The organism is Staphylococcus massiliensis, assembly GCF_043186315.1.
Lineage (GTDB): Bacteria > Bacillota > Bacilli > Staphylococcales > Staphylococcaceae > Staphylococcus > Staphylococcus massiliensis.
The window spans coordinates 528,011-552,618 of sequence record NZ_CP171119.1 but is presented as its reverse complement, the minus strand read 5'-3'; the positions used below and the strand labels follow the sequence as shown (position 1 = coordinate 552,618).

Annotated in this window: 23 protein-coding genes; 12 read left to right on the top strand and 11 right to left on the bottom strand. The window is 32.0% G+C overall.

Annotated features, from left to right (window positions below):
- Window positions 1-440: 440 nt before the first annotated feature.
- The 4 genes from ACF3N8_RS02620 to ACF3N8_RS02605 all read right to left on the bottom strand — a co-directional run bounded on the left by ACF3N8_RS02620 (window position 441) and on the right by ACF3N8_RS02605 (window position 4,896).
- The gene (locus tag ACF3N8_RS02620; RefSeq protein WP_238093986.1) at window positions 441-1,256 is read right to left on the bottom strand and encodes a glycosyl transferase; all 816 of its coding nucleotides are present in this window, start codon (window positions 1,254-1,256) and stop codon (window positions 441-443) included.
- Between the two features lie 338 nt (window positions 1,257-1,594).
- Window positions 1,595-2,389, bottom strand: a complete 795-nt coding sequence (locus ACF3N8_RS02615; protein WP_392450192.1) for a hypothetical protein — start codon at window positions 2,387-2,389, stop codon at window positions 1,595-1,597.
- A 229-nt stretch (window positions 2,390-2,618) separates the two neighbouring features.
- Window positions 2,619-3,920 (bottom strand): anaerobic C4-dicarboxylate transporter family protein, encoded by a 1,302-nt coding sequence (locus ACF3N8_RS02610; protein ID WP_009383229.1) that lies wholly within the window; start codon window positions 3,918-3,920, stop codon window positions 2,619-2,621.
- A gap of 169 nt (window positions 3,921-4,089) precedes the next feature.
- Window positions 4,090-4,896, bottom strand: coding sequence for an alpha/beta hydrolase (locus tag ACF3N8_RS02605; RefSeq protein ID WP_392450418.1), 807 nt, complete (start codon window positions 4,894-4,896; stop codon window positions 4,090-4,092).
- A 209-nt stretch (window positions 4,897-5,105) separates the two neighbouring features.
- Between ACF3N8_RS02605 and ACF3N8_RS02600 the strand changes: the two genes are divergently transcribed.
- Window positions 5,106-5,840: an NAD-dependent protein deacylase gene (locus ACF3N8_RS02600; RefSeq protein WP_026048984.1), complete on the top strand. Its 735-nt coding sequence runs from the start codon at window positions 5,106-5,108 to the stop codon at window positions 5,838-5,840.
- A 434-nt stretch (window positions 5,841-6,274) separates the two neighbouring features.
- Here ACF3N8_RS02600 and ACF3N8_RS02595 read toward each other — a convergent pair whose 3' ends face one another.
- On the bottom strand, window positions 6,275-8,692 hold the full coding sequence (locus tag ACF3N8_RS02595; RefSeq protein ID WP_392450191.1) for a type III restriction-modification system endonuclease: 2,418 nt from the start codon (window positions 8,690-8,692) through the stop codon (window positions 6,275-6,277).
- A gap of 44 nt (window positions 8,693-8,736) precedes the next feature.
- Between ACF3N8_RS02595 and ACF3N8_RS02590 the strand changes: the two genes are divergently transcribed.
- Together ACF3N8_RS02590 and msr(A) are read left to right on the top strand one after the other, a co-directional pair.
- Window positions 8,737-9,411 (top strand): IS6 family transposase, encoded by a 675-nt coding sequence (locus tag ACF3N8_RS02590; protein WP_392450160.1) that lies wholly within the window; start codon window positions 8,737-8,739, stop codon window positions 9,409-9,411.
- A 600-nt stretch (window positions 9,412-10,011) separates the two neighbouring features.
- Window positions 10,012-11,478, top strand: a complete 1,467-nt coding sequence (msr(A), locus tag ACF3N8_RS02585) for an ABC-F type ribosomal protection protein Msr(A) (protein ID WP_002447408.1) — start codon at window positions 10,012-10,014, stop codon at window positions 11,476-11,478.
- A 223-nt stretch (window positions 11,479-11,701) separates the two neighbouring features.
- On the opposite strand, the gene ACF3N8_RS02580 is transcribed toward msr(A), so the two are convergent.
- The 4 genes from ACF3N8_RS02580 to blaR1 form a co-directional block, all read right to left on the bottom strand.
- Complete coding sequence (locus ACF3N8_RS02580) at window positions 11,702-12,280, bottom strand: recombinase family protein (RefSeq protein ID WP_031908289.1); 579 nt, start codon at window positions 12,278-12,280, stop codon at window positions 11,702-11,704.
- A 158-nt stretch (window positions 12,281-12,438) separates the two neighbouring features.
- Window positions 12,439-13,014, bottom strand: coding sequence for a recombinase family protein (locus ACF3N8_RS02575; RefSeq protein ID WP_002488854.1), 576 nt, complete (start codon window positions 13,012-13,014; stop codon window positions 12,439-12,441).
- A 263-nt stretch (window positions 13,015-13,277) separates the two neighbouring features.
- Window positions 13,278-13,658: a penicillinase repressor BlaI gene (gene blaI, locus ACF3N8_RS02570; protein WP_001284653.1), complete on the bottom strand. Its 381-nt coding sequence runs from the start codon at window positions 13,656-13,658 to the stop codon at window positions 13,278-13,280.
- Window positions 13,648-15,405, bottom strand: coding sequence for a beta-lactam sensor/signal transducer BlaR1 (gene blaR1 / locus ACF3N8_RS02565; protein WP_001096386.1), 1,758 nt, complete (start codon window positions 15,403-15,405; stop codon window positions 13,648-13,650). The genes blaI and blaR1 overlap by 11 nt, the downstream gene beginning before the upstream one ends.
- Window positions 15,406-15,511: 106 nt before the next feature.
- On the opposite strand from blaR1, the gene blaZ reads away from it, so the two are divergent.
- From blaZ to ACF3N8_RS02545, 4 genes are all read left to right on the top strand, one after another.
- Window positions 15,512-16,357 carry a penicillin-hydrolyzing class A beta-lactamase BlaZ gene (gene blaZ, locus ACF3N8_RS02560; protein ID WP_000733274.1) on the top strand — a complete coding sequence of 282 codons (846 nt, stop codon included), beginning with the start codon at window positions 15,512-15,514 and terminating at the stop codon, window positions 16,355-16,357.
- Window positions 16,358-16,423: 66 nt separating this feature from the next.
- Complete coding sequence (locus ACF3N8_RS02555) at window positions 16,424-17,098, top strand: IS6 family transposase (protein ID WP_001105960.1); 675 nt, start codon at window positions 16,424-16,426, stop codon at window positions 17,096-17,098.
- 23 nt (window positions 17,099-17,121) lie between these two features.
- Window positions 17,122-17,613, top strand: coding sequence for a hypothetical protein (locus ACF3N8_RS02550; RefSeq protein WP_002488855.1), 492 nt, complete (start codon window positions 17,122-17,124; stop codon window positions 17,611-17,613).
- A 362-nt stretch (window positions 17,614-17,975) separates the two neighbouring features.
- Entirely contained in the window at window positions 17,976-18,917 is a 942-nt protein-coding gene (locus tag ACF3N8_RS02545; RefSeq protein WP_001831389.1) for a cation diffusion facilitator family transporter, read from the top strand.
- Between the two features lie 40 nt (window positions 18,918-18,957).
- On the opposite strand, the gene ACF3N8_RS02540 is transcribed toward ACF3N8_RS02545, so the two are convergent.
- Entirely contained in the window at window positions 18,958-19,233 is a 276-nt protein-coding gene (locus ACF3N8_RS02540) for a glutaredoxin family protein (RefSeq protein ID WP_002489264.1), read from the bottom strand.
- A 174-nt stretch (window positions 19,234-19,407) separates the two neighbouring features.
- On the opposite strand from ACF3N8_RS02540, the gene ACF3N8_RS02535 reads away from it, so the two are divergent.
- The 5 genes from ACF3N8_RS02535 (at window position 19,408) to ACF3N8_RS02515 (ending at window position 23,768) form a co-directional block, all read left to right on the top strand.
- The gene (locus ACF3N8_RS02535; protein WP_001831396.1) at window positions 19,408-19,683 is read left to right on the top strand and encodes a metal-sensing transcriptional repressor; all 276 of its coding nucleotides are present in this window, start codon (window positions 19,408-19,410) and stop codon (window positions 19,681-19,683) included.
- Between the two features lie 14 nt (window positions 19,684-19,697).
- Window positions 19,698-22,085, top strand: coding sequence for a heavy metal translocating P-type ATPase (locus ACF3N8_RS02530; RefSeq protein ID WP_001832797.1), 2,388 nt, complete (start codon window positions 19,698-19,700; stop codon window positions 22,083-22,085).
- Window positions 22,086-22,118: 33 nt separating this feature from the next.
- Window positions 22,119-22,328 carry a copper chaperone CopZ gene (copZ, locus tag ACF3N8_RS02525; RefSeq protein WP_001831373.1) on the top strand — a complete coding sequence of 70 codons (210 nt, stop codon included), beginning with the start codon at window positions 22,119-22,121 and terminating at the stop codon, window positions 22,326-22,328.
- A gap of 63 nt (window positions 22,329-22,391) precedes the next feature.
- The gene (locus ACF3N8_RS02520; protein WP_001831384.1) at window positions 22,392-23,048 is read left to right on the top strand and encodes a hypothetical protein; all 657 of its coding nucleotides are present in this window, start codon (window positions 22,392-22,394) and stop codon (window positions 23,046-23,048) included.
- A 192-nt stretch (window positions 23,049-23,240) separates the two neighbouring features.
- On the top strand, window positions 23,241-23,768 hold the full coding sequence (locus ACF3N8_RS02515; protein ID WP_001831394.1) for a GNAT family N-acetyltransferase: 528 nt from the start codon (window positions 23,241-23,243) through the stop codon (window positions 23,766-23,768).
- A gap of 267 nt (window positions 23,769-24,035) precedes the next feature.
- Here the strand turns inward: ACF3N8_RS02515 and ACF3N8_RS02510 are convergent, their stop codons facing one another.
- Entirely contained in the window at window positions 24,036-24,587 is a 552-nt protein-coding gene (locus tag ACF3N8_RS02510; protein WP_002488419.1) for a type III toxin-antitoxin system ToxN/AbiQ family toxin, read from the bottom strand.
- Window positions 24,588-24,608: the final 21 nt, after the last annotated feature.

Sequence of the window (24,608 nt, the reverse complement as noted above, 5' to 3'; positions counted from 1 at the left end):
TTTTTTGTAGCAAATCGTCATCCCGTCTGGGAGCTATTGAAACTTGATGAGCGATCCGTGATCAAGTCTGGGAGCCTTTGAAACTTGATGAGCGATCCGTCATCAAGTCTCAGACCACTTCAAACTTGATGAACATTCCGTCATCACGTCTCAGAGCCTTTGAAACTCGATGAGCGATCCGTGATCAAGTCTCAGACCACTTCAAACTTGATGAGCAATCCGTAATCAAGTCTCAGTACCCGCAACTTCCCCATCCGCCGCACAAAAAAAGCTTGAGACATAAGTTGTGAAATAGAGTATTTAAACTCTATATCACACAATTCTCTAAACAACTGACTCCTAGGGGAGTAGCGTGAGTCCAAAGACTACAGGCTTTGGCCACGCCCTAGGAAAGCATGCTGTTTTAAGAGAATTGTTTAATATGTCCCAAGCTCGACAACTTAATAAATCGCCAATTTCTGATCAATAACCGCATTAATAAACGCGATAAAACGATCTTTCGGTATAGGTTGATGACCCGCTTCGGCATCGCTATACAAGATATATTTAATCTTCTTAGAATCTAACTTATACTTATCCAACATCTGATTGAAAGGCGTGTAATGGTCCTCCATATCGACCTGACCTAAGCGATTCTGAATATAGAAAATTTCCGGTACATGATTCTCATGACGCATAAGCGCGGTTAACGACAATCGCGTACTATAGCGGCGCTGAATCTCTTGTGCTGGCATGTCACCAAACACATGTTGATACGCGCGATCAACCGCAAGCTTCTTATAGCGGTGCACGTAAGTTTGAGGATTATTCACGATAGCGCGCGCACCCTTATGCATTGTCGCTAACATCATTGAAATAAAGCCGCCACCAGAACTTCCAAGATACGTAACATTCTCCGTCTCAACATCTATTAGCTCAGCAATTCGAGCCGCGATATCATGATAATCACGTAAGTAATGACGCGATTTCGTACCAAGACCCCACGCTAAATTCACATTACCGTCATGCAGCGTACGATCATCCATATACACAAACGACGCGTCAATATCCTTGTACCAATCCGTGCGCGTAAACGCAGGCAACGCCACCTTCTTCTTATTCACCGCCCCGTTACTGTGCACAATCAGCTTATCATTCCCCTGCTTCAATCGCAGCAATATGTAGAAATCAATACCATCTTTCATAATCTTCACGCGCTGGTTATTAAGCGCAAATAAATGCTCGTACGTTAAATCTTCGAATTGAATCGTCTCCATACCCATTCCCCTTTATTTACAACTCGACATCTTTTAGAAATGTTGATCATCTTCATTTTTGAAAAGCCCTTTAGATAAGACTTATACAATTATATATAAATATAACATCTAATCGCTTTGTTGTAATCTCTAAGAATTCTAAATATTACGTATTTTAGAAAACTTTAAAAGGGCTTTTCAAAGAAGTACGCACTATGCCAATAAAAACCCCTTAATTAACGTAACTTCATTAATTAAGGGATACCGTTAAATTGCTATTCTGTCTTAGAGGGCTTTTAAAAAAAGAGATAGGATGTTCATAAAATAAACCACCTACACAGGTGGCCTAATGAGTTTATTTAACTACTTGTCTTTCGATTGATCGTAAGTTGGATATAGAGTGCTATCCATAGCTCATCTGGGAAATCACTTTCTTCGATTGTAATATCGTGATTCTCACCACGTTTCTTTGTATTACGATTCTTAAATACATCTATAAGACTGCGGTGAGCCTTAAAAAACGTGTTATGACTGGCGTCTTCGATTGAGGTTTCCATACTTAAGTAGTTATTAGTGAAATCGTAATGGTTATCTTTAGTCGTTAGTATATAAGGTAATTGTTGCGTAATACCCTTCTCAGAGATAATTTTCTTGCGTTTTAACGTACCGATATTCGTGCCATCTAAGGTTACCTTATAATGCGGACGAAGATTCCAAATTTGAATACGTCTGATATGAACTTCATGATGTTCACTTGTTAGTTCCACGCCAAATAGTGGAAAGACGTCTAATATACTCAACCACTTTTCAATGATATTATTGAAAGCGGTCTGATACTTCATGTTCGTTTGCCCATAAATAGGTATCAGTTGATTATCTAAAGTCACGATAGGTGCTTGATAAAAATACTCACCCTGATCAAATTTATAGTGACCGAGTTCTTGTTCCTTGAGCGCTTTTTTAAACTGTTCTTGACTCGATTTACGATAGTAATAAAATACGATAATAATTATAAGAGAGACGAACCAAAGAACGATAAAGAACCATAGCGATTCAAATGGAAAGGACGTCCCATTTATGGTGACGCTTATTATTTCAGCTATGAAGAATATGGTCAAAAATAACCATACGATGATTGCCTCTGCGATTCCCATAAAAAGCCTCCTAAGTTAAACGACTTAACGTAATAAAATAAAAATTAGATATATTCATCATAACATTTTATATAATGAAACCTATTCAAATCTATTTTTCTTATAATTTAAAAGGGCTTTTAAAATAAGTTTTAAGTAAGCCAACATAAAAAACCCCTTAATTAACGTAACTTCATTAATTAAGGGATATTGTTTAAGTTGATACTTTGTCTTAGAGGGCTTTTCAAAATTACAAGCCTAACAATGCTTTCATCGTGAAGCCGACGATAACGGACACGGTCACGACGAAGAACCCTGGTGCTAGGAAGCTTGTGGTCTTAGTTGAACGCGTCTCGTCTAAATCAACCGCGAATAGAATCGTAGGTTGGGCTGGAATGACGAAGTTGACGTTGAGCGTCTGGATCATGGCGATAAGGAATGTCGGTGGAATGCCGAGCCCCATGACGATAGGCACCATGATGGATGATGTAGCGGTTTGTGAAATAACGACCATAGCGACGATTGCGACTAGGAAGATGACGAGCCACGGCACTTGCTCGATAATCGCGCCAACTTGGTGTTCCATGATGTGCTTGTTGTGCGGCGCGTTAAAGATGGTTGCGCCTAACCATCCCGGACCTAGCACGGCGAATAGTGCGCCAATTGCTGATTGCGTAATATTTGCTGAGAAGATGGCTTTCGTGTCGATCTTAACGAGTAATAGGTTAATCGCTGCACTTGTGTACATAAAGAGTTGCACGAGATCGGTCGTCTTGAGATGGACCGCTTCACCATCAACGTGGAAAGTCGGCAACAGGTTCGGGAAGATACCGAACGTTAAGATACACGCGACACAAATTAAGAACGTCAACACGCCAATCTTCGTGCGTCGACTAAAGTCAGTCTTAAGCGCGTGGTCGGTTTGTTGTGTAAGGTTCGTTAAATTCGCATTCGTGCTAAGTTTGGTGCGTCCCACCACTGTGCAAAAGACACTTAGTAATACCATGCTGATGAGCGCGGTCGGTAACACAATCGATAAATAATGTCCCATCGTGATGCCGTAAGTCGCAACGACTGAGATGACAAAGGCTGTTGCAGAGGCTGCAGGGCTACATAAGAGCGCTAAGTTCGCCGTTAGAATGGATGCCGTTAACGGTTTCTTCGGTTGAATGTTCGCTTTCATTGCTGTCTTCGCAATAATCGGTTCGAGTGATAATGCGATGTTCGCTGTGCCGATTCCAAAGACGAATAAAAAGACGATGAATGGTGCGATAAAGATGATAGATTTAGGAAAACGTTCGATAATTTTTGAAGCGAGGTAAACAAGATAATCGATGCCACCAGTTGCTTGTAACGTACCACCTGCGATACCTATTGAAAGAATAATTAAGACTGCCGTAACAGGGGCCTCACCAGGCGGTAGATGAAAAATGAAGATCATTAGCAGTTGCGCCACGATGGCGAAGATACCACAACCAAGGGCGCCAGCTGTTTTTAACCCCCAAACAATTGCGATTACCATAATTGCAATTTCTATAAAAAATAGGATCATAAAGAAACTCCTAACTCATTTAAAGTCACTTGTGATTATTTTAACATACTCATTTGTTTAAAATTTAAAGTGAATGCAACTATGCGAAAATTGTCGAAATTAATATTACAATTTTTATTTAATCATATGACTTATACTTTTCAAGTTAGTAATTGATTCTCTATGAGCGTTATTTCTCCCACAGAAATTCAATTAATTCATCCGCAACGTCTTGATTTTCATGAAGTTGACTGTGCTGTGCCTTCTTACCTTCGTATCTAGCTTCCTTATAGATCTTAGGACTATTTCCCAGTAAATATTTGAGTGATTTAGACGAACTATTAGACACCCTTCCGTCTGAATGAGACCCGTCCTTTAAGTCTCCATAGATGTTAAGCACGTGAATGCCTTTACCTTCGTATATATCCCTCAACACAAGCAGCTCTTGGTATGGTGGGTTCATACGGCTTGGTTTACCCGCTTCATCAACTGAGATTTCATTCTCAGTCTCGTTCATGCCTAAGACGCCGTTATACGTTCCAGCGATATTGACTTGTTTCTTCAGTTGCGGCAATGTCGATTCATGACCGTACATCATCATATATTGAGCGAATGTCAGATTCCCCATCGAATGCCCTACGAAGTTAAAGTCTTTAATCTGATAGTCGTGTTGAAAGGTTTCGAGCACGGACTTGAACCACTTTGCATTCTTATCTAAATATCCTTGTTCATTATCCTCAAGTTCAATTTTCACGATTGGATTCGTCGCTTTAGGGTCAAATTTACCTTCTATACGAACGTTACCTTCACTAGAAACAATAGCCGTCACAACATTAAAGGTAACACCTCGCGACTTGGCATGATCAACCATAAAGCGCTCAGAATTCGCACTACCACCCCAGCCATGCAAGAAGAAGGTTGGCGTGTGGCTTTTAACGAAGGGGGCTGATTGAGGCTGGTTATTCGTGTGTGGCTTTTCAAGGAGGGGGATTGATATGGCGACGGTGATGATGAGTAGAATGATGATGATACGTTTCTTCAAGATGGTGGCTCCTATTCACATTTGTTTGAAATTATTATAGAGGATTTGGTTGACATTTACCTTCTGAAAAGCCCTTTAAATTGAAAGTTTGCGTTTCCAAAGTCTAAATTCTAAAATTAGAAATGTATGATAAAGCTTAAAAATGAGGAATTGGAGTGATTGAAGTGGATGCCAATATTGAAAAACTGAAGGAAATCGTGGACGATTCTAAGAAAATCACCTTCTTCACGGGTGCAGGCGTGTCGGTAGCGAGTGGCATTCCTGACTTTCGTTCGATGGGTGGTTTATTTGATGAAATCTCGAAAGACGGCTATTCACCAGAGTACTTACTAAGTTCAAATTATCTACAAGACGACCCTGAAGGCTTCACGAATTTCTATCACAAGCGACTGTTACTCAGTGATAAGAAACCGAACGTTGTGCATGATTGGATGGCTCAGCTTGAAAAGGAAGGCCGTTCACTGGGCGTCATTACGCAGAATATCGACGGTTTAGATGCCGATGCGGGTAGTCAAAATATCGATGAATTACATGGAACGTTGAACCGCTTCTATTGTATTTCATGTCATAAGGAATACGAGAAATCTTACGTGATCGAGCAAGACCTCCGTCAGTGTGAAGCGTGTGGCAGCCCGATTAGACCTGACATTGTGTTATATGGCGAGATGTTGAATCAAGGTACCGTAATGAATGCGATTAGTAAGATTTCTGAGGCCGATACCCTGATCGTGCTAGGTTCTTCATTGATTGTGCAACCCGCTGCAGGATTGATTTCTAATTTCCAAGGGAAACATTTAGTGATTATTAATAAAGCTGAAACACCTTATGATACGCAGGCGGACTTAGTCATTCATGACGATATGGCTGAAGTCGTGTCGGCGTTGAGAGACGTTGAATAAGTGGTGAGTATGACGATAATGATTTGACGGAACATTATTAAAATTTTATTTAAAAATACTTGCATTTTATAAATGAACGTTGTATGATATAAGCATAAAATATCTTTTATGACATACTCAAAACCCCTCACTAGCTGTAATAGTGAGGGGTTTTAATTTGATTTGAGATGGGGTTAGTTTACCCCGCGAATACTTAAAAACTATGCTGTCTTAAAATTTAAACTCAACTTTTTATTGTAACTTGCTATACTCATCATAATTAATTACTGTTTATTAAAGGATATTAAAAACTTTAGAAGGAATATATTTCCTTCTAAAGTTTCTTGATTAAAACAATATAAATCATCTGTAATTTAGCTTAAGCCCAGATTTATTTATAATCTCTTTGACTTCAGTAATTAAATATGTTCTATTTCTTGAAATTTATATTATCTTCACTTTGTGTTATCTAACTTATTAATTGCATTATATACATCTTGGGCACTAGTAGCTAATTGATACTTAATATTTAGGTCATCTAATTTGTCAAAAAAGTTCTTTTGCATCTCACCAATGCTTTTATCCCCTAATCTCATGTTTTCTGCTTTTGTTTCTACTATAAGATATGTTGCATTCTGTTCATCATCTTCTATCATGTACACAAAGTCAGGAGTAGTTGTACCACCTGTATATTTAGGTACTTGTATTGCTTTTTTGGGTAGGTTACCAAATACTGTTACTTTTTTATCATAATTTCTTTTTAATAGTTCCAATTCTGGTTTGATACTATCAAATCTAACTGGTGGTCTTTCATATAAAAATCTCTCTTCAGTTTGAATATTGCTTTCAACATTAGTGCCTAAATAATTAGCATCAACCGAACCTTTAAACTCTGACAAATCTGAGTCATAGATAGTTGTAGAAGCAGAGAAATCCAATTTTTTATATTCATAACTTTGACCATATGTTTCTTCAAACCGCTTGTTAAATTTTCTTACAATATTATTTAAGCTTAATTCACTTAAGTAACGTTTATCGTTATTAAATTTATCTTTTAAAACGAAAAGTAAATTTTTATGCATTATAGATATTGGTACATTAGTTTTAAGTACAAGTTGTTTCAAAAACTTACCATAGTTCATATAAATATATTCACTTCTATAATTATATTCTGAAATTGATTCCTTGATAACTTGATTACCTTCATCATCTTTTTCCAAAGATTGATGTATTCGTTCTGGTTGCTGTTTCACAAATAAATCGTCATCGTTCAGCAATCTTTCAATAAAGAAATAAAGATCATCTTCACTCATTTTTTTGAATTCTAACATGTATCTCTTAGATAAATTTTCCCATAAGAATCTCAATTTATTCCAGTTCTCTTTATTTAACTTCACTTTTAAATTAGGTGGATTTTTTTTCATATCTCTGACTTTATCTGCATTTAATTTAGATGCATTTACTTCTGGATATAATTCTACTAACCATTCAAATCCTGATTTTTTAACTCCATCAATTTCAACATCTATTTTAAACTCATTTTTCCTATTAATTAGATTTCGTTCATCTAACTCTACTAATAGCACTTCATCATTGTAATGAGGATTAGTTTGTTTCCTATGTTCAACTATTTTACTAATCATTTCATCTGTTAATTTATCTTGGTTTAATTTAACGTCTACATCAGAATTTATTTCTCCAATTAATTTTTGAGCAAACTCTTTTTCATCATATCCAATTAAAAAAGAAAGCCTACTAGGAAATTCATCTTGTGTTAATCTATGACCAGTCTCATCAACAGGTAAACGTAACCCTCTTCCCACTTCTTGTATCTTGCTATTTTCAGAACCAGAAGTTCTTAATTTTGCTATAACGAAAACATTAGGGTTATCCCAACCTTCTCTTAGTGTCCATTTTGAAAATAAAAATCTTCTTGTAATCCAATTACCATTTTCATCTTTAAAGCTCAACATTTTTTCTTTATTTTTAAGTATATCATTAACTTCAGCTTGTATCGCTTCTTCACTTGAACCCTTGTCTTCACCAAAATATCCTGCATGGACCGTTTGGTTTTCGCTGTTAAGACTAGCGTATGTTGCTCTTAAAAAATCTAAGTATTCAATCTCTCTTGGTAATTTTTTAACTTCAAATTCTTTAATTAATTCTCTAAGTTTAACTTTTAATAATCTTTCAAAAGTCTGTTTCAACCAACCATCCGTATTTCTATATGATCTAATTGAATCAATAAAAAATAATGAAAGTGTTTTTACTTTTGGTTGAAATTTTTCTTTAAGGTTATCTCTCATGAAATTATTGATTTCATGTTCAAAATGTTGATTGATAGCATCATTAATAATTAACTCCTGATAACTTGTAGTAAATGTACCTGGTAACAAGTCCATACCTTTACTTACCTCTAAATCATTAGATAACATTTTAGAACCCGAATAGCTTAAGTCTCCCTCAAATAAAGTATCAATATTCGCTAAATTCTCGTTTATACCTAATGTCCATCTATTCTTTCCTTTTTTTAAAACTAACTCTTTGGCTTTTACACTATCAATTGTATATTTATTCTTTGCTTGTTCTAGGGTCAAATTCGGATAGTAAATATCTATTCCCTTTACAAGTCCCTGATTAAAGCTGTCAACAGCATTTAACTCATATTGAGGCTTACCACGGTAATAGTCTTTAATATATGTAGCTTTTTTCCCAGTACCCTTTTTAATTTCAGGAAAAGTAGCTCCAAACCTAACAATTATTTGAGGTGCGAGTTTTTCTATAGCTTTGTAGTTTTTTTTATCTCTTGGAAACCTGTGGGGTTCGTCTATTACAACTACAGATTTAGTAGCTTTTAAAGGGTTCTGTTGCAAAGTTAATTTTATAGTATAATTTTAACAAAAAAGGAGCGTTCTCTATGAATTATTTTAGATATAAGCAATTTAATAAAGATGTAATAACTGTAGCCGTTGGCTATTACTTAAGATACGCGCTTAGTTATCGTGATATATCTGAAATACTAAGAGAACGCGGCGTTAACGTTCATCATTCAACGATCTACCGTTGGGTTCAAGAATATGCTCCTATTTTGTATCAAATTTGGAAGAAAAAGCATAAAAAAGCTTATTATAAATGGCGCGTTGATGAGACATACATTAAAATAAAAGGAAAATGGTGCTATTTATATCGTGCCATTGATGCAGATGGTCATACATTGGATATTTGGTTACGTAAGAAACGAGATAATCATTCAGCATATGCGTTTATTAAGCGACTTATTAAACAATTTGGTAAACCTCAAATGATAATTACAGACCAGGCACCTTCGACGAAGGTGGCAATGTCTAAGTTGATTAAAGATTTTAAACTTAATCCCGACTGTCATTGTACATCTAAATATCTTAATAACCTCATTGAGCAGGATCACCGTCATATTAAAGTGAGAAAGACGAGATATCAAAGCGTCAATACGGCAAAGAATACACTCAAAGGTATTGAATGTATTTATAGTCTATATAAAAAGAACCGTAGGTCTCTTCAAATCTACGGATTTTCGCCGTGCTACGAAATTAGTCACATGTTGGCCAGTTAAGGGAATACTACCATGTTAAAATGATAATTAGTTATATTTTTTCTGACTTTGCAACAGAACCCATACAATTATCTCCTTTTTAATTATTTAGATATATTTTAAATCCAAACTTAATGTATCATAAAAAAATAAATTATTTAAATACATGTTGAGATACATAAATATAAATTAAATGAAGTGCTGCATTTTATAAGTACACTCTAAATTAACAAGATGTATAATCAATCTCAAATTGTAATTTTATACTTTTATTATATGATCTTTGTACTTAGAGATATATTGTAAAAAAACCAATAAAATGTTATATTAACATTACTATTTTATCGATGAAGGAGGATTAAAATGACAGCTTCTATGAGACTCAAATAAACCTTTTTGAATACAAAACTAAATTAATTCAAAAAGGCTTGTCCGCAATACACACACTCATAGGATGACTTATGTCATTTTTTATCCTTCGATAGGAATAATAAACGCTTTCAAATACTAAAACATCGTAATAATTCTTTAAGTGTTTGAAAGTGTAATGTGAATGAGACGGGAGTAGCCTGTCTCATTTTTTGCGTACACGTCCTTTAAATATACAAGGAGTGTATAAATATGGAACAATATACAATTAAATTTAACCAAATCAATCATAAATTGACAGATTTACGATCACTTAACATCGATCATCTTTATGCTTACCAATTTGAAAAAATAGCACTTATTGGGGGTAATGGTACTGGCAAAACCACATTACTAAATATGATTGCTCAAAAAACAAAACCAGAATCTGGAACAGTTGAAACGAATGGCGAAATTCAATATTTTGAACAGCTTAACATGGATGTGGAAAATGATTTTAACACGTTAGACGGTAGTTTAATGAGTGAACTCCATATACCTATGCATACAACCGACAGTATGAGTGGTGGTGAAAAAGCAAAATATAAATTAGCTAATGTCATATCAAATTATAGTCCGATATTACTTTTAGATGAACCTACAAATCACTTGGATAAAATTGGTAAAGATTATCTGAATAATATTTTAAAATATTACTATGGTACTTTAATTATAGTAAGTCACGATAGAGCACTTATAGACCAAATTGCTGACACAATTTGGGATATACAAGAAGATGGCACAATAAGAGTGTTTAAAGGTAATTACACACAGTATCAAAATCAATATGAACAAGAACAGTTAGAACAACAACGTAAATATGAACAGTATATAAGTGAAAAACAAAGATTGTCCCAAGCCAGTAAAGCTAAACGAAATCAAGCGCAACAAATGGCACAAGCATCATCAAAACAAAAAAATAAAAGTATAGCACCAGATCGTTTAAGTGCATCAAAACAAAAAGGCACGGTTGAGAAGGCTGCTCAAAAACAAGCTAAGCATATTGAAAAAAGAATGGAACATTTGGAAGAAGTTGAAAAACCACAAAGTTATCATGAATTCAATTTTCCACAAAATAAAATTTATGATATCCATAATAATTATCCAATCATTGCACAAAATCTAACATTGGTTAAAGGAAGTCAAAAACTGCTAACACAAGTACGATTCCAAATACCATATGGCAAAAATATAGCGCTCGTAGGTGCAAATGGTGTAGGTAAGACAACTTTACTTGAAGCTATTTACCACCAAATAGAGGGAATTGATTGTTCTCCTAAAGTGCAAATGGCATACTATCGTCAACTTGCTTATGAAGACATGCGTGACGTTTCATTATTGCAATATTTAATGGATGAAACGGATTCATCAGAATCATTCAGTAGAGCTATTTTAAATAACTTGGGTTTAAATGAAGCACTTGAGCGTTCTTGTAATGTTTTGAGTGGTGGGGAAAGAACGAAATTATCGTTAGCAGTATTATTTTCAACGAAAGCGAATATGTTAATTTTGGATGAACCAACTAATTTTTTAGATATTAAAACATTAGAAGCATTAGAAATGTTTATGAATAAATATCCTGGAATCATTTTGTTTACATCACATGATACAAGGTTTGTTAAACATGTATCAGATAAAAAATGGGAATTAACAGGACAATCTATTCATGATATAACTTAAAAACTATACACTAATTTATATTGAATATTTCTTTAAAGTATTATAATAAAGTAAATAACAATAGTACCATAACCGATCATTTTTGAGAAAAAGAATATAGAAGAAAAGAGAGGGAGTTTTTACCCTCTCTTTTCTTGTTTTATTATTAAAATCTCATAATAGATGATTAATATGCGTTTTAGAACGCTGTGAGAAACGCTCATTTGCATTGACAACCTATTTATCAAGATAATCCCTTATCGTGTTTAATTCTATAAACAGTCTGCCTTGTTATATTTACTTCTTTTGCAATTTTACTAATTGCTTGGCCTTCTTCTAACATTTCGACAACTCGATGATAGATAACACGCTTTTGAGGATCTTTCGCGTTTGGCGAATAAAGTAAAGGTCGTCCTTTATAAACGCCTTTTTCTTTTGCAACTTGAATTCCTTGTGCTTGTCGACGTTTACTTTCGTTTCTCTCTTGTTCTGAAACCATTGCTAAAATTTGAACAATTAAATCTTTCATAAATTTATCCAGTAATGGATTACTAATAACTTCATTCATCATAGGTAAACTTGTAATCATTAACTGAACGTCTTTTTCTTTTAAGTAATTCACAGTTTCAATAATTTCATCATAATTACGTCCTAAACGATCAATAGATTCCACAACGAATCGATCTCCCGTTCTTACAAAGTTAAGTGCTTCTTGAAATACTGGTCTATTTTCAATAGATTTCCCAGACTGTTTTTCTGTAAATATTTTTTCAGCCCCAAACGTCTTTAAATTTTCAAGTTGTCTTTCTAAATTTTGATCGATCGATGATACTCACGCATAGCCAACAATCATTGATTTTCACCTCATAATTAATATACACCCTAACCATACATTTTAGTTGCTATAAATTCAACAATTATACATGTATGATTAGGGTGTATTTTGTTTAACTTTTACTATTGTTGAAAGTTAAGTTGTATTTACTTATCATTCTTTCGATCTTCTATTTTATTGAGATAGCGATAAATTGTTGTACGTGAAACTTGCCATTGTTCCGCAATTGTCTTAATCGGTGTACCATTATCATATAGTGTTTTGAGTAGTTTTAAATCTTTATTATTTAGCTTTTCTGGTCTCCCTCCATAGCGTCCTCTAGCGCGAGCTGCAATTCGACCAGCTGAAGAACGTTCTAAAATTAAGTTACGTTCAAATTCTGCAAATGCTGCGAATAAATGAAATAACAATTGTCCTGTAGAACTTGATTTATCCATTGTTATATTTTCTTCTAAACTATGAAAACTCACGCCTCGATTATTAAGTTCATTAACTAATGTGATTAAATCTTCCATATTACGCCCTAGTCTATCTAGTCTCCAAACAACAATCGTATCTCCTGCCCTCGCAAATTCAATGGCTTTATCTAAACCAGGACGTTTACTTTTTGATCCACTTATGTGGTCACTAAATATCTTTTCACAACCATATTGATTTAATTGATATTCCTGCAAATTTAAATTTTGTAAACCAGTTGAAACTCTTGCATAACCTATTTTCAAAATACAAACCTCCTATATCCATCATTAGTGTACCATAACTTAAATACGAGCACTTTTGTGAACATAGATTTTTTATTGGGTTTCTGAACATAAAAATAAATGTAATCCTCACTTATTTCGACATAAAAAGAGAGTGTACAGAAAATGGTTATTTTCTGGACACTCTCATATTTAATAAAATATTTTAAATGTTATTAACAAAACTAATTTAATAAGAGTCAAGCATAGTTTACATATGTATTATGTTTGAAACATATCTCTAATTACTTTTTACTAATATCATTTAAAATGTCTCGCAATTCTTCAATTTCTTTGTTATTTAATTCTTCATTTTTCGCAAAATTCAGCACTAAACTTTTCATGTCCCCTCCATACAGTTTATTAAGAAAGGTTTTAGCAGTTTTCATTTTAATATCGTCTTCTTTAATATTTGATGAGTAAAAATAAATATTCTCTGATTTGTATCGTTTTATAATCTCTTTTTTATATAGTCTTGTGATTAATGTTCTAATCGTTTTATCGCTAACTTCTTTATATTTTTGAATTTCAACTACAATTTCATTAGCTGATACTGATTTTTTATCCCATATTATATTCATAACATCCCATTCAGCCATAGATATTTCAACTTGCTTATTGGCCATTTAAAACACCCATTTCTTTTAATATTTTTTCACTGATTAATTCAGCATTTTTCCCAGACGGCTTTCCATCTGATAAATGTGTAGCAAAATAATACTTATCATGATTTGTAATTACGTAACCTACAAACCACCCATTATTATACTTCCCGTTTACTATACCTGTACCTGTTTTCCCATACAGTTCATACTTTTCATTTTTCTTAATCAATAATGAAGAAGATAATTGATTCTTTGCTTTTTTACTAAAATGGTTATTTTGTTCCATCATATTTTTAAAAACTATTACTTGTTCAAGATTAGATATTTTCAAACTATCTTCCATCCAATAGCTTTTATAACTTCCCAAGTTTTCATTACCATAATTTAATTGCTTGAGTTGAGCCGCAGTATAGTTCTTTGGTATTTGATTACTAATACGTTCGAAGTACCAATTAACTGAATTTTGCATTGCTGTATTTAAATCTTGTTCCTTATTCCAAGACTCGAAAGGATAATGTTTATGATTCCATGACATACGTGAATTTTTATCACTTATGATATGATGGTCAAGTCCAAACATCGCTAAATAAATTTTATAAGTTGAATCAGGAGAATATCTCTTTCTACTTTCTTTTTCATTATAAATATAGTATTTGTCTTTCTTCATGCTGTACATGACGAAAGATCCACTATTTGAACCAAAATTTTTACTTTCATCTAAAATTTGGTGATCGTTCTGTAAGGGCTTTTTATAATTATAATCAGTTATGGATTGCCCCATCAAAAACTGGCTTTGAATTACCATGAGCAAAAAAGTAAAAATACAAATAAAAATTGGAATTAATTTGGACTGTTTTTTCAAATTGGCTTCTTTTATATTAATTAATCTTCTTTTGAGTAATGACTTTTTACCATTAAATGAATGGCTTAATATATTTTTATTAAAAAATGGAATATTTAATACGGAGTCCATAATAGATTCCGCATAAGTTTTAAATTCATTTTTGTTAATATTATTAAGAACAAATCTATCGGCTTCTACTTCATTGTCATGAATTATCTTTCTTTTTACAATATGTATTAATGGATTGTAACTCATAACAATAGAGAAGATATTAAAGATAATTAAATGTAAAGTATCTCTATTTTTAGCATGAGCATATTCATGCAATATTATATATTTTAGTCTTTTGTCAATTACACTTTTAAAATATGAACTAGGAATCAAAATAATATATTTCCCATACCAAAAAGTTATTGGAGATTGAATAGTCTCTGCTTTTCGAATCACAATATTTTTTTTATATTGATGGTTGAAAAGTATCGTATCTATTTTATTTTTTTCATTTTCGTTTAGATAAAGTGACTGTCTCTTTAAATATTTAAGATATAATAAGGATTTCAAAAATTTAAAACTTAAAATAATAACCAAAACTATCCAAATAACTGTGCAGATATTATCAATTGAATCCCAATTAAACTTATGGATATCTGTTGTGAACTCTTGAACAGGTTTGGTGGTATTTATGTTATGGTTCAAGTCGTGTGACCTACTTTCAACTGTGGGCGATTGATTATTCACATTATTAAATTTTATAAAAGAGAATTTAATTGGGATAAAAGGAATTAATCCAGCAAGCACAGTTAGATACCAAACTTTATAATTTAAACTATAATTAAAATAGCGTTTTAATATATACCTAAAAAATACTAACAATAGAAATATAAAACAAAAGCTTACTACGCTCATTATTAGTAATTTAGCCATTTTGACACCTTCTTTCAATTATTTATAATAAACAATTGACACCAATATTACAATTGTAATATTATTAATTTGTAAAAATTACAACTGTAATATTGGAGGGTTTATTTTGAAAAAGTTAATATTTTTAATTGCAATTGCTTTAGTTTTAAGTGCATGTAATTCAAACAGTTCACATGCCAAAGAGTTAAATGATTTAGAAAAAAAATATAATGCTCATATTGGTGTTTATGCTTTAGATACTAAAAGTGGTAAGGAAGTAAAATTTAATTCAGATAAGAGATTTGCCTATGCTTCGACTTCAAAAGCGATAAATAGTGCTATTTTGTTAGAACAAGTACCTTATAATAAGTTAAATAAAAAAATACATATTAACAAAGATGATATAGTTGCTTATTCTCCTATTTTAGAAAAATATGTAGGAAAAGATATCACTTTAAAAGAACTTATTGAGGCTTCAATGGCATATAGTGATAATACAGCAAACAATAAAATTATAAAAGAAATTGGTGGAATCAAAAAAGTTAAACAACGTCTAAAAGAACTAGGAGATAAAGTAACAAATCCAGTTAGATATGAGATAGAATTAAATTACTATTCACCAAAGAGCAAAAAAGATACTTCAACACCTGCTGCTTTCGGTAAGACTTTAAATAAACTTATCGCAAATGGAAAATTAAGCAAAGAAAACAAAAAATTCTTACTTGATTTAATGTTAAATAATAAAAGCGGAGATACTTTAATTAAAGACGGTGTTTCAAAAGACTGTAAGGTTGCTGATAAAAGTGGTCAAGCAATAACATATGCTTCTAGAAATGATGTTGCTTTTGTTTATCCTAAGGGCCAATCTGAACCTATTGTTTTAGTCATTTTTACGAATAAAGACAATAAAAGTGATAAGCCAAATGATAAGTTGATAAGTGAAACCGCCAAGAGTGTAATGAAGGAATTTTAATATTCTAAATGGTTCTGTTGCAAAGTTGAATTTATAATATAATTTTAACAAAAAGGAGTCTTCTGTATGAACTATTTCAGATATAAACAATTTAACAAGGATGTTATCACTGTAGCCGTTGGCTACTATCTAAGATATGCATTGAGCTATCGTGATATATCTGAAATATTAAGAGAACGTGGTGTAAACGTTCATCATTCAACGATCTACCGTTGGGTTCAAGAATATGCCCCAATTTTATATCAAATTTGGAAGAAAAAGCATAAAAAAGCTTATTACAAATGGCGTATTGATGAGACGTATATCAAAATAAAAGGAAAATGGAGCTATTTATATCGTGCCATTGATACAGAGGGACATACATTAGATATTTGGTTGCGTAAGCAACGAGATAATCATTCAGCATATGCGTTTATCAAACGTCTCATTAAACAATTTGGTAAGCCTCAAAAGGTAGTTACAGATCAGGCACCTTCAACGAAGGCAGCAATGGCTAAAATAATTAAAGCTTTTAAACTTAAACCTGACTGTCATTGTACATCGAAATATCTGAATAACCTCATTGAGCAAGATCACCGTCATATTAAAGTAAGAAAGACAAGATATCAAAGTATCAATACGGCAAAGAATACTTTAAAAGGTATTGAATGTATTTACGCTCTATATAAAAAGAACCGTAGGTCTCTTCAGATCTACGGATTTTCCCCATGCCACGAAATTAGCATCATGCTAGCAAGTTAAACGAACACTGACATGATATATTAGTGATTAGCTATATTTTTTACTTTGCAACAGAACCTTTAGATGTCTCTAAACAAACAATTCATTATCATTTAAAAAGTTTACCTTCAAATTTGAAGGTAAACAAAGTAGGTAACAAATCATTAATAGATGATAATACAATAGATTATCTAAAAACAATTTTAAATAAAAAAACGACAAAAGAATCGACAAAATTTGATGAAAAATCGACAAACAAAACAGAATCATTAAATAACCAATATAGCAGTTATATCGATAAATACATAGAGCATTTAGAATCAGAAATTCGACAAAAGAATCGACAAATTGACGATTTAACAATTGCATTAAAACAAGAACAATCTTTGAATTTAAATAGCCAAAATATATTAAGTAATACCAAAAAAATAGAAACTGATAATATAGATTCAAAAGAAGATATCATTACTCCAAAAGCATCAAAAAAAAATGAACAAAAACAATCTATCTTTTCTAAACTATTCAAAAAAAAATAATGTATTCACGCCTAAAGGCGTGAATACATTATTTTCTCTAAAAAGAAATTATCACTTGTTAATTATAATATAGTTAATATTTAGCAAGTGAAGTGTGGTTTATCATATGCAAAAATCCCACTACTGTCCAAAGCAAAGTAGGGTTTTTATTTAATATACAAAATACAAAGCATTTCTATATTGACAAAGGATAAAAATCATACTAACTTATGAATATATGAGCATATATTCATAAGTTAGTATGATTTTCTTCGAGTAACAAAACATTAATTGAAATTTTATATTTTTTAACTCTATAGTTATAAAAACAAAAATTCAAATTATAGAAAATATTTTTCATCATTAAAAAGAGGAGGGATTAAATGGAAAACGATCACAATCATAATCATACACATGGCGCGAACAAAAAGACTTTATTAATTAGTTTTATTATTATTACAAGTTACATGATTGTAGAAGGGTTAGGTGGTTTCTTTACTAACAGTCTTGCGTTAATTTCAGATGCTGGTCATATGTTAAGTGATTCTATTTCTTTAGGTATTGCTTTAATTGCATTTACTTTAGGAGCGAAGCAAGCTAATACAAATAAAACTTTTGGCTACAAAAGGTTTGAAATACTAGCAGCTGTACTTAATGGTATTACTTTGATGTTAATAGCTATCTATATTTTTTATGAAGCTATTGAGAGATTTAAAAACCCCCCTGAGGTAGCTTCTACAGGCATGTTAATTATCGCCTTGGTAGGCTTGTTTATTAATATTATTGTGGCTTGGATAATGCTGCGCGGGAGCGATGTAGAAGAAAACTTAAATATGCGTGGAGCATATTTGCATGTAATAAGCGACATGCTTGGATCTATAGGTGCAGTTATAGCAGCCCTTCTCATTATATTTTTTAGATGGGGGTGGGCGGATCCTTTAGCAAGTGTGATTGTAGCAATTTTAGTACTACGTAGCGGCTTTTATGTAACAAAATCAAGTCTTCATGTATTAATGGAGGGAGCACCAAGCAATATAAATACAAAAGACATTATTAAAACTATTAAAAAATTCAAAGAAGTTAAAAATATTCATGACTTTCATGTTTGGTCAGTAACTAGCGGATTAAACGCGTTATCTTGTCATATTGTTGTAGAAGATACAATGACCATTACTGAAAATGAGTTTTTACTTAAACGTATAGAACATGAACTCAATCATCAAAATATTCAACATGTCACAATACAGACTGAAACTTCTAACAATAATCATAGTGAAAAATTGTTTTGTATCGTGAAAGAAGAAGACAGTCAACATCATCATTAAATAAACAGCCATTATTTTTTAATAATGGCTGTTTATTTAATTATTCCAATATATTTAATATATCTTTTTTGTTATTTTCAAATCCCACGTAATATTTAAACAACTTTTTTTTACCCCAAAAATTTTTTTTATAAAAAACAAATAAGGGAACAATTCGGTTGCCTGATATTTTTTTCATTTCTTCTTCTAAGTCCAAATTTTGACTTACATCTTTATGACTATAACTAATCTCTTGAGAGTTTAAATACCTTTTTGATTCTTGGCAATCAGAGCATGTAGGTCTTGTGTAAAGCTCAAGTTGTATATTTTTATCCAAATATATCTCTCCTAATATAAGTTTTAGCATACATTTTATACAAGTGTACCTCTTAAAACAAACTATAAATATTAATTTTTTATATGAAACTTTTGTATTGACTTATACCTGCTGGGGGTATAATATAGATTCTAACAAGAGATACCCCGTTAGGGTATATGAGGAGGGGTGAAATTGAACACTACTACTGTTAAAAACAATGACGCATTGCTCAATAGACTCAAAAGATTAGAAGGACAAATGCGCGGTTTACAATCAATGATAGCAGAAGATAGATATTGTATAGATGTACTAGTACAAATAACAGCAATACAATCAGCCCTAAAACAAGTGGGTTTTATAGTAACTGAAGACCATATATCTAATTGTGTAAGTGAAGGTATTAAAAATGGCAACGGAGAAGAAAGTATCAAAGAATTGATGGTTGTATTAAAACAATTTTCAAAATAGGAGGAAAGAAATAATTGAGTGAAAATATTAAAAAAACCTCATTAGGTATCACAGGCATGACATGTGCAGCTTGCTCGAATAAAGTAGAAAAAAATCTAAATAAATTAGATGAAGTTAACGCTAATGTAAATCCTTCTACAGAGAAAGCTACAATTGAATATAACCCCAATGTTACATCATTAGAAGATATTGCAAATACAATTCAAAAAACAGGTTATGGAGTTTTAACCGAAAAAGTGGATCTCGATGTAATGGGAATGACGTGTGCAGCTTGTTCGAATAAAATCGAAAAAGTTTTAAATCGAATCTCAGGTGTAAATAAGGCTACAGTTAATTTAACCACAGAAAGTGCTACTGTAGAATACAACCCTGATATGACGTCTGTAGATGAATTTCAACAACGTATTAAAAACCTAGGGTATGAGGCACAACCTAAAAAAGAAGCATCAGAAAAAAGTTCCCAAAAAGAAAAACAATTAAAACGACAGTTAATTAAATTAGTTGTTTCAGCTGTTTTAGCAGCTCCATTGTTAATGACAATGTTCGTTCATTTATTTGGTATTCAAATACCACATATATTTATGAACCCGTGGTTCCAATTTGTATTAGCAACGCCTGTTCAATTTGTTATTGGTTGGCAATTTTATGTAGGCGCTTATAAAAACCTTCGTAATGGGTCAGCAAATATGGATGTTCTTGTCGCTTTAGGTACAAGCGCAGCCTTCTTTTATAGTATTTATGAATCGATTAAGTGGTTAATTAATACAAATTATGAGCCACACCTATATTTTGAAACAAGTGCTGTATTAATTACTTTAATTCTTTTCGGAAAGTATTTAGAAGCACGTGCTAAAACACAAACAACAAATGCGTTAAGTAAATTGTTGAATTTACAAGCTAAAGAAGCACGTATATTACGCAACGGTGAAGAGACTATGGTTCCTTTAAGTGAGGTAAAAGAAGGAGACTATTTAGTTATCAAACCAGGAGAAAAAATACCAGTAGATGGCAAAATAATTAAAGGTATGACTTCAATTGACGAGTCAATGTTGACAGGTGAATCTATTCCTGTTGAAAAAATGCAAAATGATAATGTTATAGGATCAACAATGAATAAAAATGGAGCAATTACTGTTGAAGCAACAAAAGTTGGTAAAGATACAGCTCTTGCCTCCATTGTTAAAGTTGTCGAAGAAGCACAAGGTTCTAAAGCGCCAATACAAAGACTAGCAGATATTATTTCTGGATATTTTGTACCTATCGTTGTAGGTATCGCGATTTTCACATTTATTATATGGATTTCATTAGTTCAGCCGGGACAATTTGAACCAGCCTTAGTTGCTGCAATAGCAGTATTAGTTATCGCTTGTCCTTGTGCGTTAGGCTTAGCTACGCCTACTTCTATAATGGTGGGTACCGGAAAAGCTGCTGAAAATGGCATTCTATTTAAAGGTGGAGAACACATTGAAGGTACACACGCTATTAATACAGTTGTTTTAGATAAAACTGGCACTATAACAAATGGCACACCTGAAGTCACTGATTTTAGTGGAGATGATCAAACATTACAATTGTTAGCTAGTGCAGAAAAAGGTTCTGAACACCCACTAGCTGAAGCTATCGTAAGTTATGCTAAAGAAAAATCATTAGAATTTTTAGAAGTAGACCATTTTGAAGCTATACCAGGGCGCGGTATAAATGCAACAATTGATGGTAAAGAACTTTTTGTCGGAAATCGAAAACTAATGAGTGAAAAAGGAATCCAAACTAATGAAGCTGAAACAAATCTCGCTCAATTTGAAAAAGAAGGAAAAACTGCAATGCTTATAAGCGTAGATAACGAATTGAGAGGGGTTGTCGCTGTAGCTGATACAGTTAAAGATACTGCCCAACAAGCTATTCAAAAACTTCATGAATTAGGTATTGAAGTTGCTATGTTAACTGGTGATAACAAACGTACCGCACAAGCAATAGCAAAACAAGTTGGTATAGACACGATTATTGCAGAGGTTTTACCAGAAGAAAAAGCTTCTAAAGTAGCAGAAATTCAATCTGAAGGTAAAAAAGTAGCTATGGTTGGAGATGGTGTCAATGATGCTCCAGCACTAGTTAAAGCAGATATTGGTATTGCCATTGGTACAGGTACAGAAGTTGCAATCGAAGCTGCTGATATAACTATTTTAGGAGGAGACCTTTTATTAATTCCAAAAGCAATAAAAGCAAGTAAATCTACAATTCGTAATATTCGCCAAAATCTATTTTGGGCGTTTGGTTACAATGTTGCAGGTATCCCTATAGCAGCAATTGGTCTGCTAGCACCTTGGGTTGCGGGAGCAGCAATGGCTTTAAGTTCTGTAAGTGTTGTCACAAACGCTTTACGTCTAAAACGTATGAAATTATAAGAATCTTATATTTCTTGAAAGGAGGTGACAACATTGACTAACGAAGTTATTAATGTAGAAGGTATGAGCTGTGACCATTGCAAGCATTCAATTGAAAAAGCATTAAATGGATTAGATGGTGTAACATCTTCAGAAGTAAGCTTGGCGAATGGGAATGTGGAAGTTGAATTTGATGAAAATCAAGTAGCTTTCAACGACTTTAAAGAAGCTATTGAAGATCAAGGTTACGATGTAATTAAATAATTTAAATAGTTGGGCATATCGTTTAATGATATGCCCTTATTAAAAATTAAGGAGGATAAAAATATGAATCATAATCATGAATATCATTCAAACAAACCCGAAATTAAAGCAAATGTTGTATATAGAGATGGTAATATAGAAATTACGTTAGAAGATGAATTTAATAATGCCCCATTATTAGATACTATGCATGAAAAAGAAATGCATTTCGTTTTAGTATCTAATGACATGGAGAAATATTACCACCTACACCCTCAAAAAAAGCATGAAGGTTTATTTATAATTAACCAACAATTAGAGCCAGGAACTTACCAGGCTTTTGTTGATGTTACACCAAAAAACCATGTGTATTCCGTTCATCCTATTGAACTGCAAATTGGAGATAAAATAACCTCTACAACATCTTTAAATTCTGATAAAAATTGGGTAAAAGTTAACAAAGGAGTTCATGTAACTTTAAATTCTATAAGTGCTAAAGAAGATGAACATGTCCCTTTAACTTTCAATACAGAATTAACTCCCCAACCTTATTTAGGAGCTTTAGGACATGTGATTATATTTGATGAGCAATTAACTGATTATATTCATGTTCACCCAGAATCACCTGATTCTACAACCTTTTATGCTCATTTTCCTAAAAAAGGGATGTATAAAATTTGGGCAGAATTTAAATTTAATGATGAAGTGCATAGATTTACTTATAATATTAAAGTTGCATAAATCTATTAGCAAAAGCTTAAAAATCAGTAAATTGTAAAGAGTTATTTAGATAATACAAAACGCTTTATAAAAAATCGAAAATTTAAGATAGAAAGTTGATGAAGAAAGTATCAAAAAATTGTAGTGGTTGTTTATATTGCAACATTCACTGAATTTTTATAGTTAATAACCTATTATTTAAGGAGTAATTTATTGATTAAGTTTGAATATTTTGAGGAGAAAGATTTTGATTTATTAATAAACTGGATAAACTCTCCTGAACTTTTAGTCAAATGGGCAGGTACAGATTTTAATTATCCCCTAGATGAAGAACAATTAAAGGAATATATTAAAGACACAAATAAAGAAAATTCTAGTAAAATAATTTATAAAGTTATCATTGAAGAAAATAATTCAAAAAAAATTATAGGTCATATTGCTTTAAATAATATAGATTTTAAAAATTGTTCCGCCACGTTAAGTAAAGTTTTAGTAGGTGATCCGCAAATGCGTGGCCAAGGATTAGGCCCTAAAATAATAAAGAAATTATTGAAAAAGGCTTTTGAAGATTTGGGACTACACAGAATTGAATTAGGTGTTTTTGCCTTTAATAAATCAGCTATTAAAAGTTACAAAAAGATTGGATTTATAAAAGAAGGAGAAAAAAGAGACTTTAGAAAATTAAATGGAGAATATTATAATTTATGGCAAATGAGTATGTTAGAAAGCGAATGGTCTTGAATAATTTTAAACAAAAATAGTCCTCTTATTTTAATAAGAGGACTATTTTTGTTTATTTAGAGCGTACTCAAAAATGACATTTTGTATATAAAATTTATTTTGATTCATAAGTAATTCAGCTAATGACTTCTATTTTATTAATTTTAGCTATATATTAATATAGAAATAATAGTAAACATCTAATTAACTAAGATAGACAATTACAAAGACTTTACACTAAAATTCTTCTGAGTATGTTGAGGGGAATTATTGACAGAATTATCTTTTTTACTGTTTTAAATCTTTCACATATCTTTCCAATGCTAAATAATCTACACACATTGATTCAAAAAATGAAACTTTTTTTATCACAGCATTTTTATATACTTTTTGGGCTTTATTTACGATTCTTTGATTTTCTTGCCTAATAAAAATTAATTGGTTAGTTAATAAGTTATAATATTCTAAATCTTGCTCCTTTATGTATTGCATATCTATTTTAGAAAGATATTTATCAGGAACAGGTATCATATTTAAAAATAATAGATATCCTAATCTATTTTGAATATTATTAACCTCAAACAATTTTATTGATAGTTGATTATTTAGTTTTTTATTTTCTTTAGGGGAACTTAAGGGGACAAAATAATTAAGATCATTAATAGATAATACAACTCCTAAATAAGGACGAGTGGATTTATTTAATAATACTCTCTCATCTACATTTCTTAATTCATTAATATAATCTTCATCAACATAGTATAATTTCATAATTTCTCCTACAGTATAAAAATAAAGCGACCAAATATTTGGTCGCTTTTCAATGTCTACTTGTGGCAAGACCTCTCCATTTTTTCAATT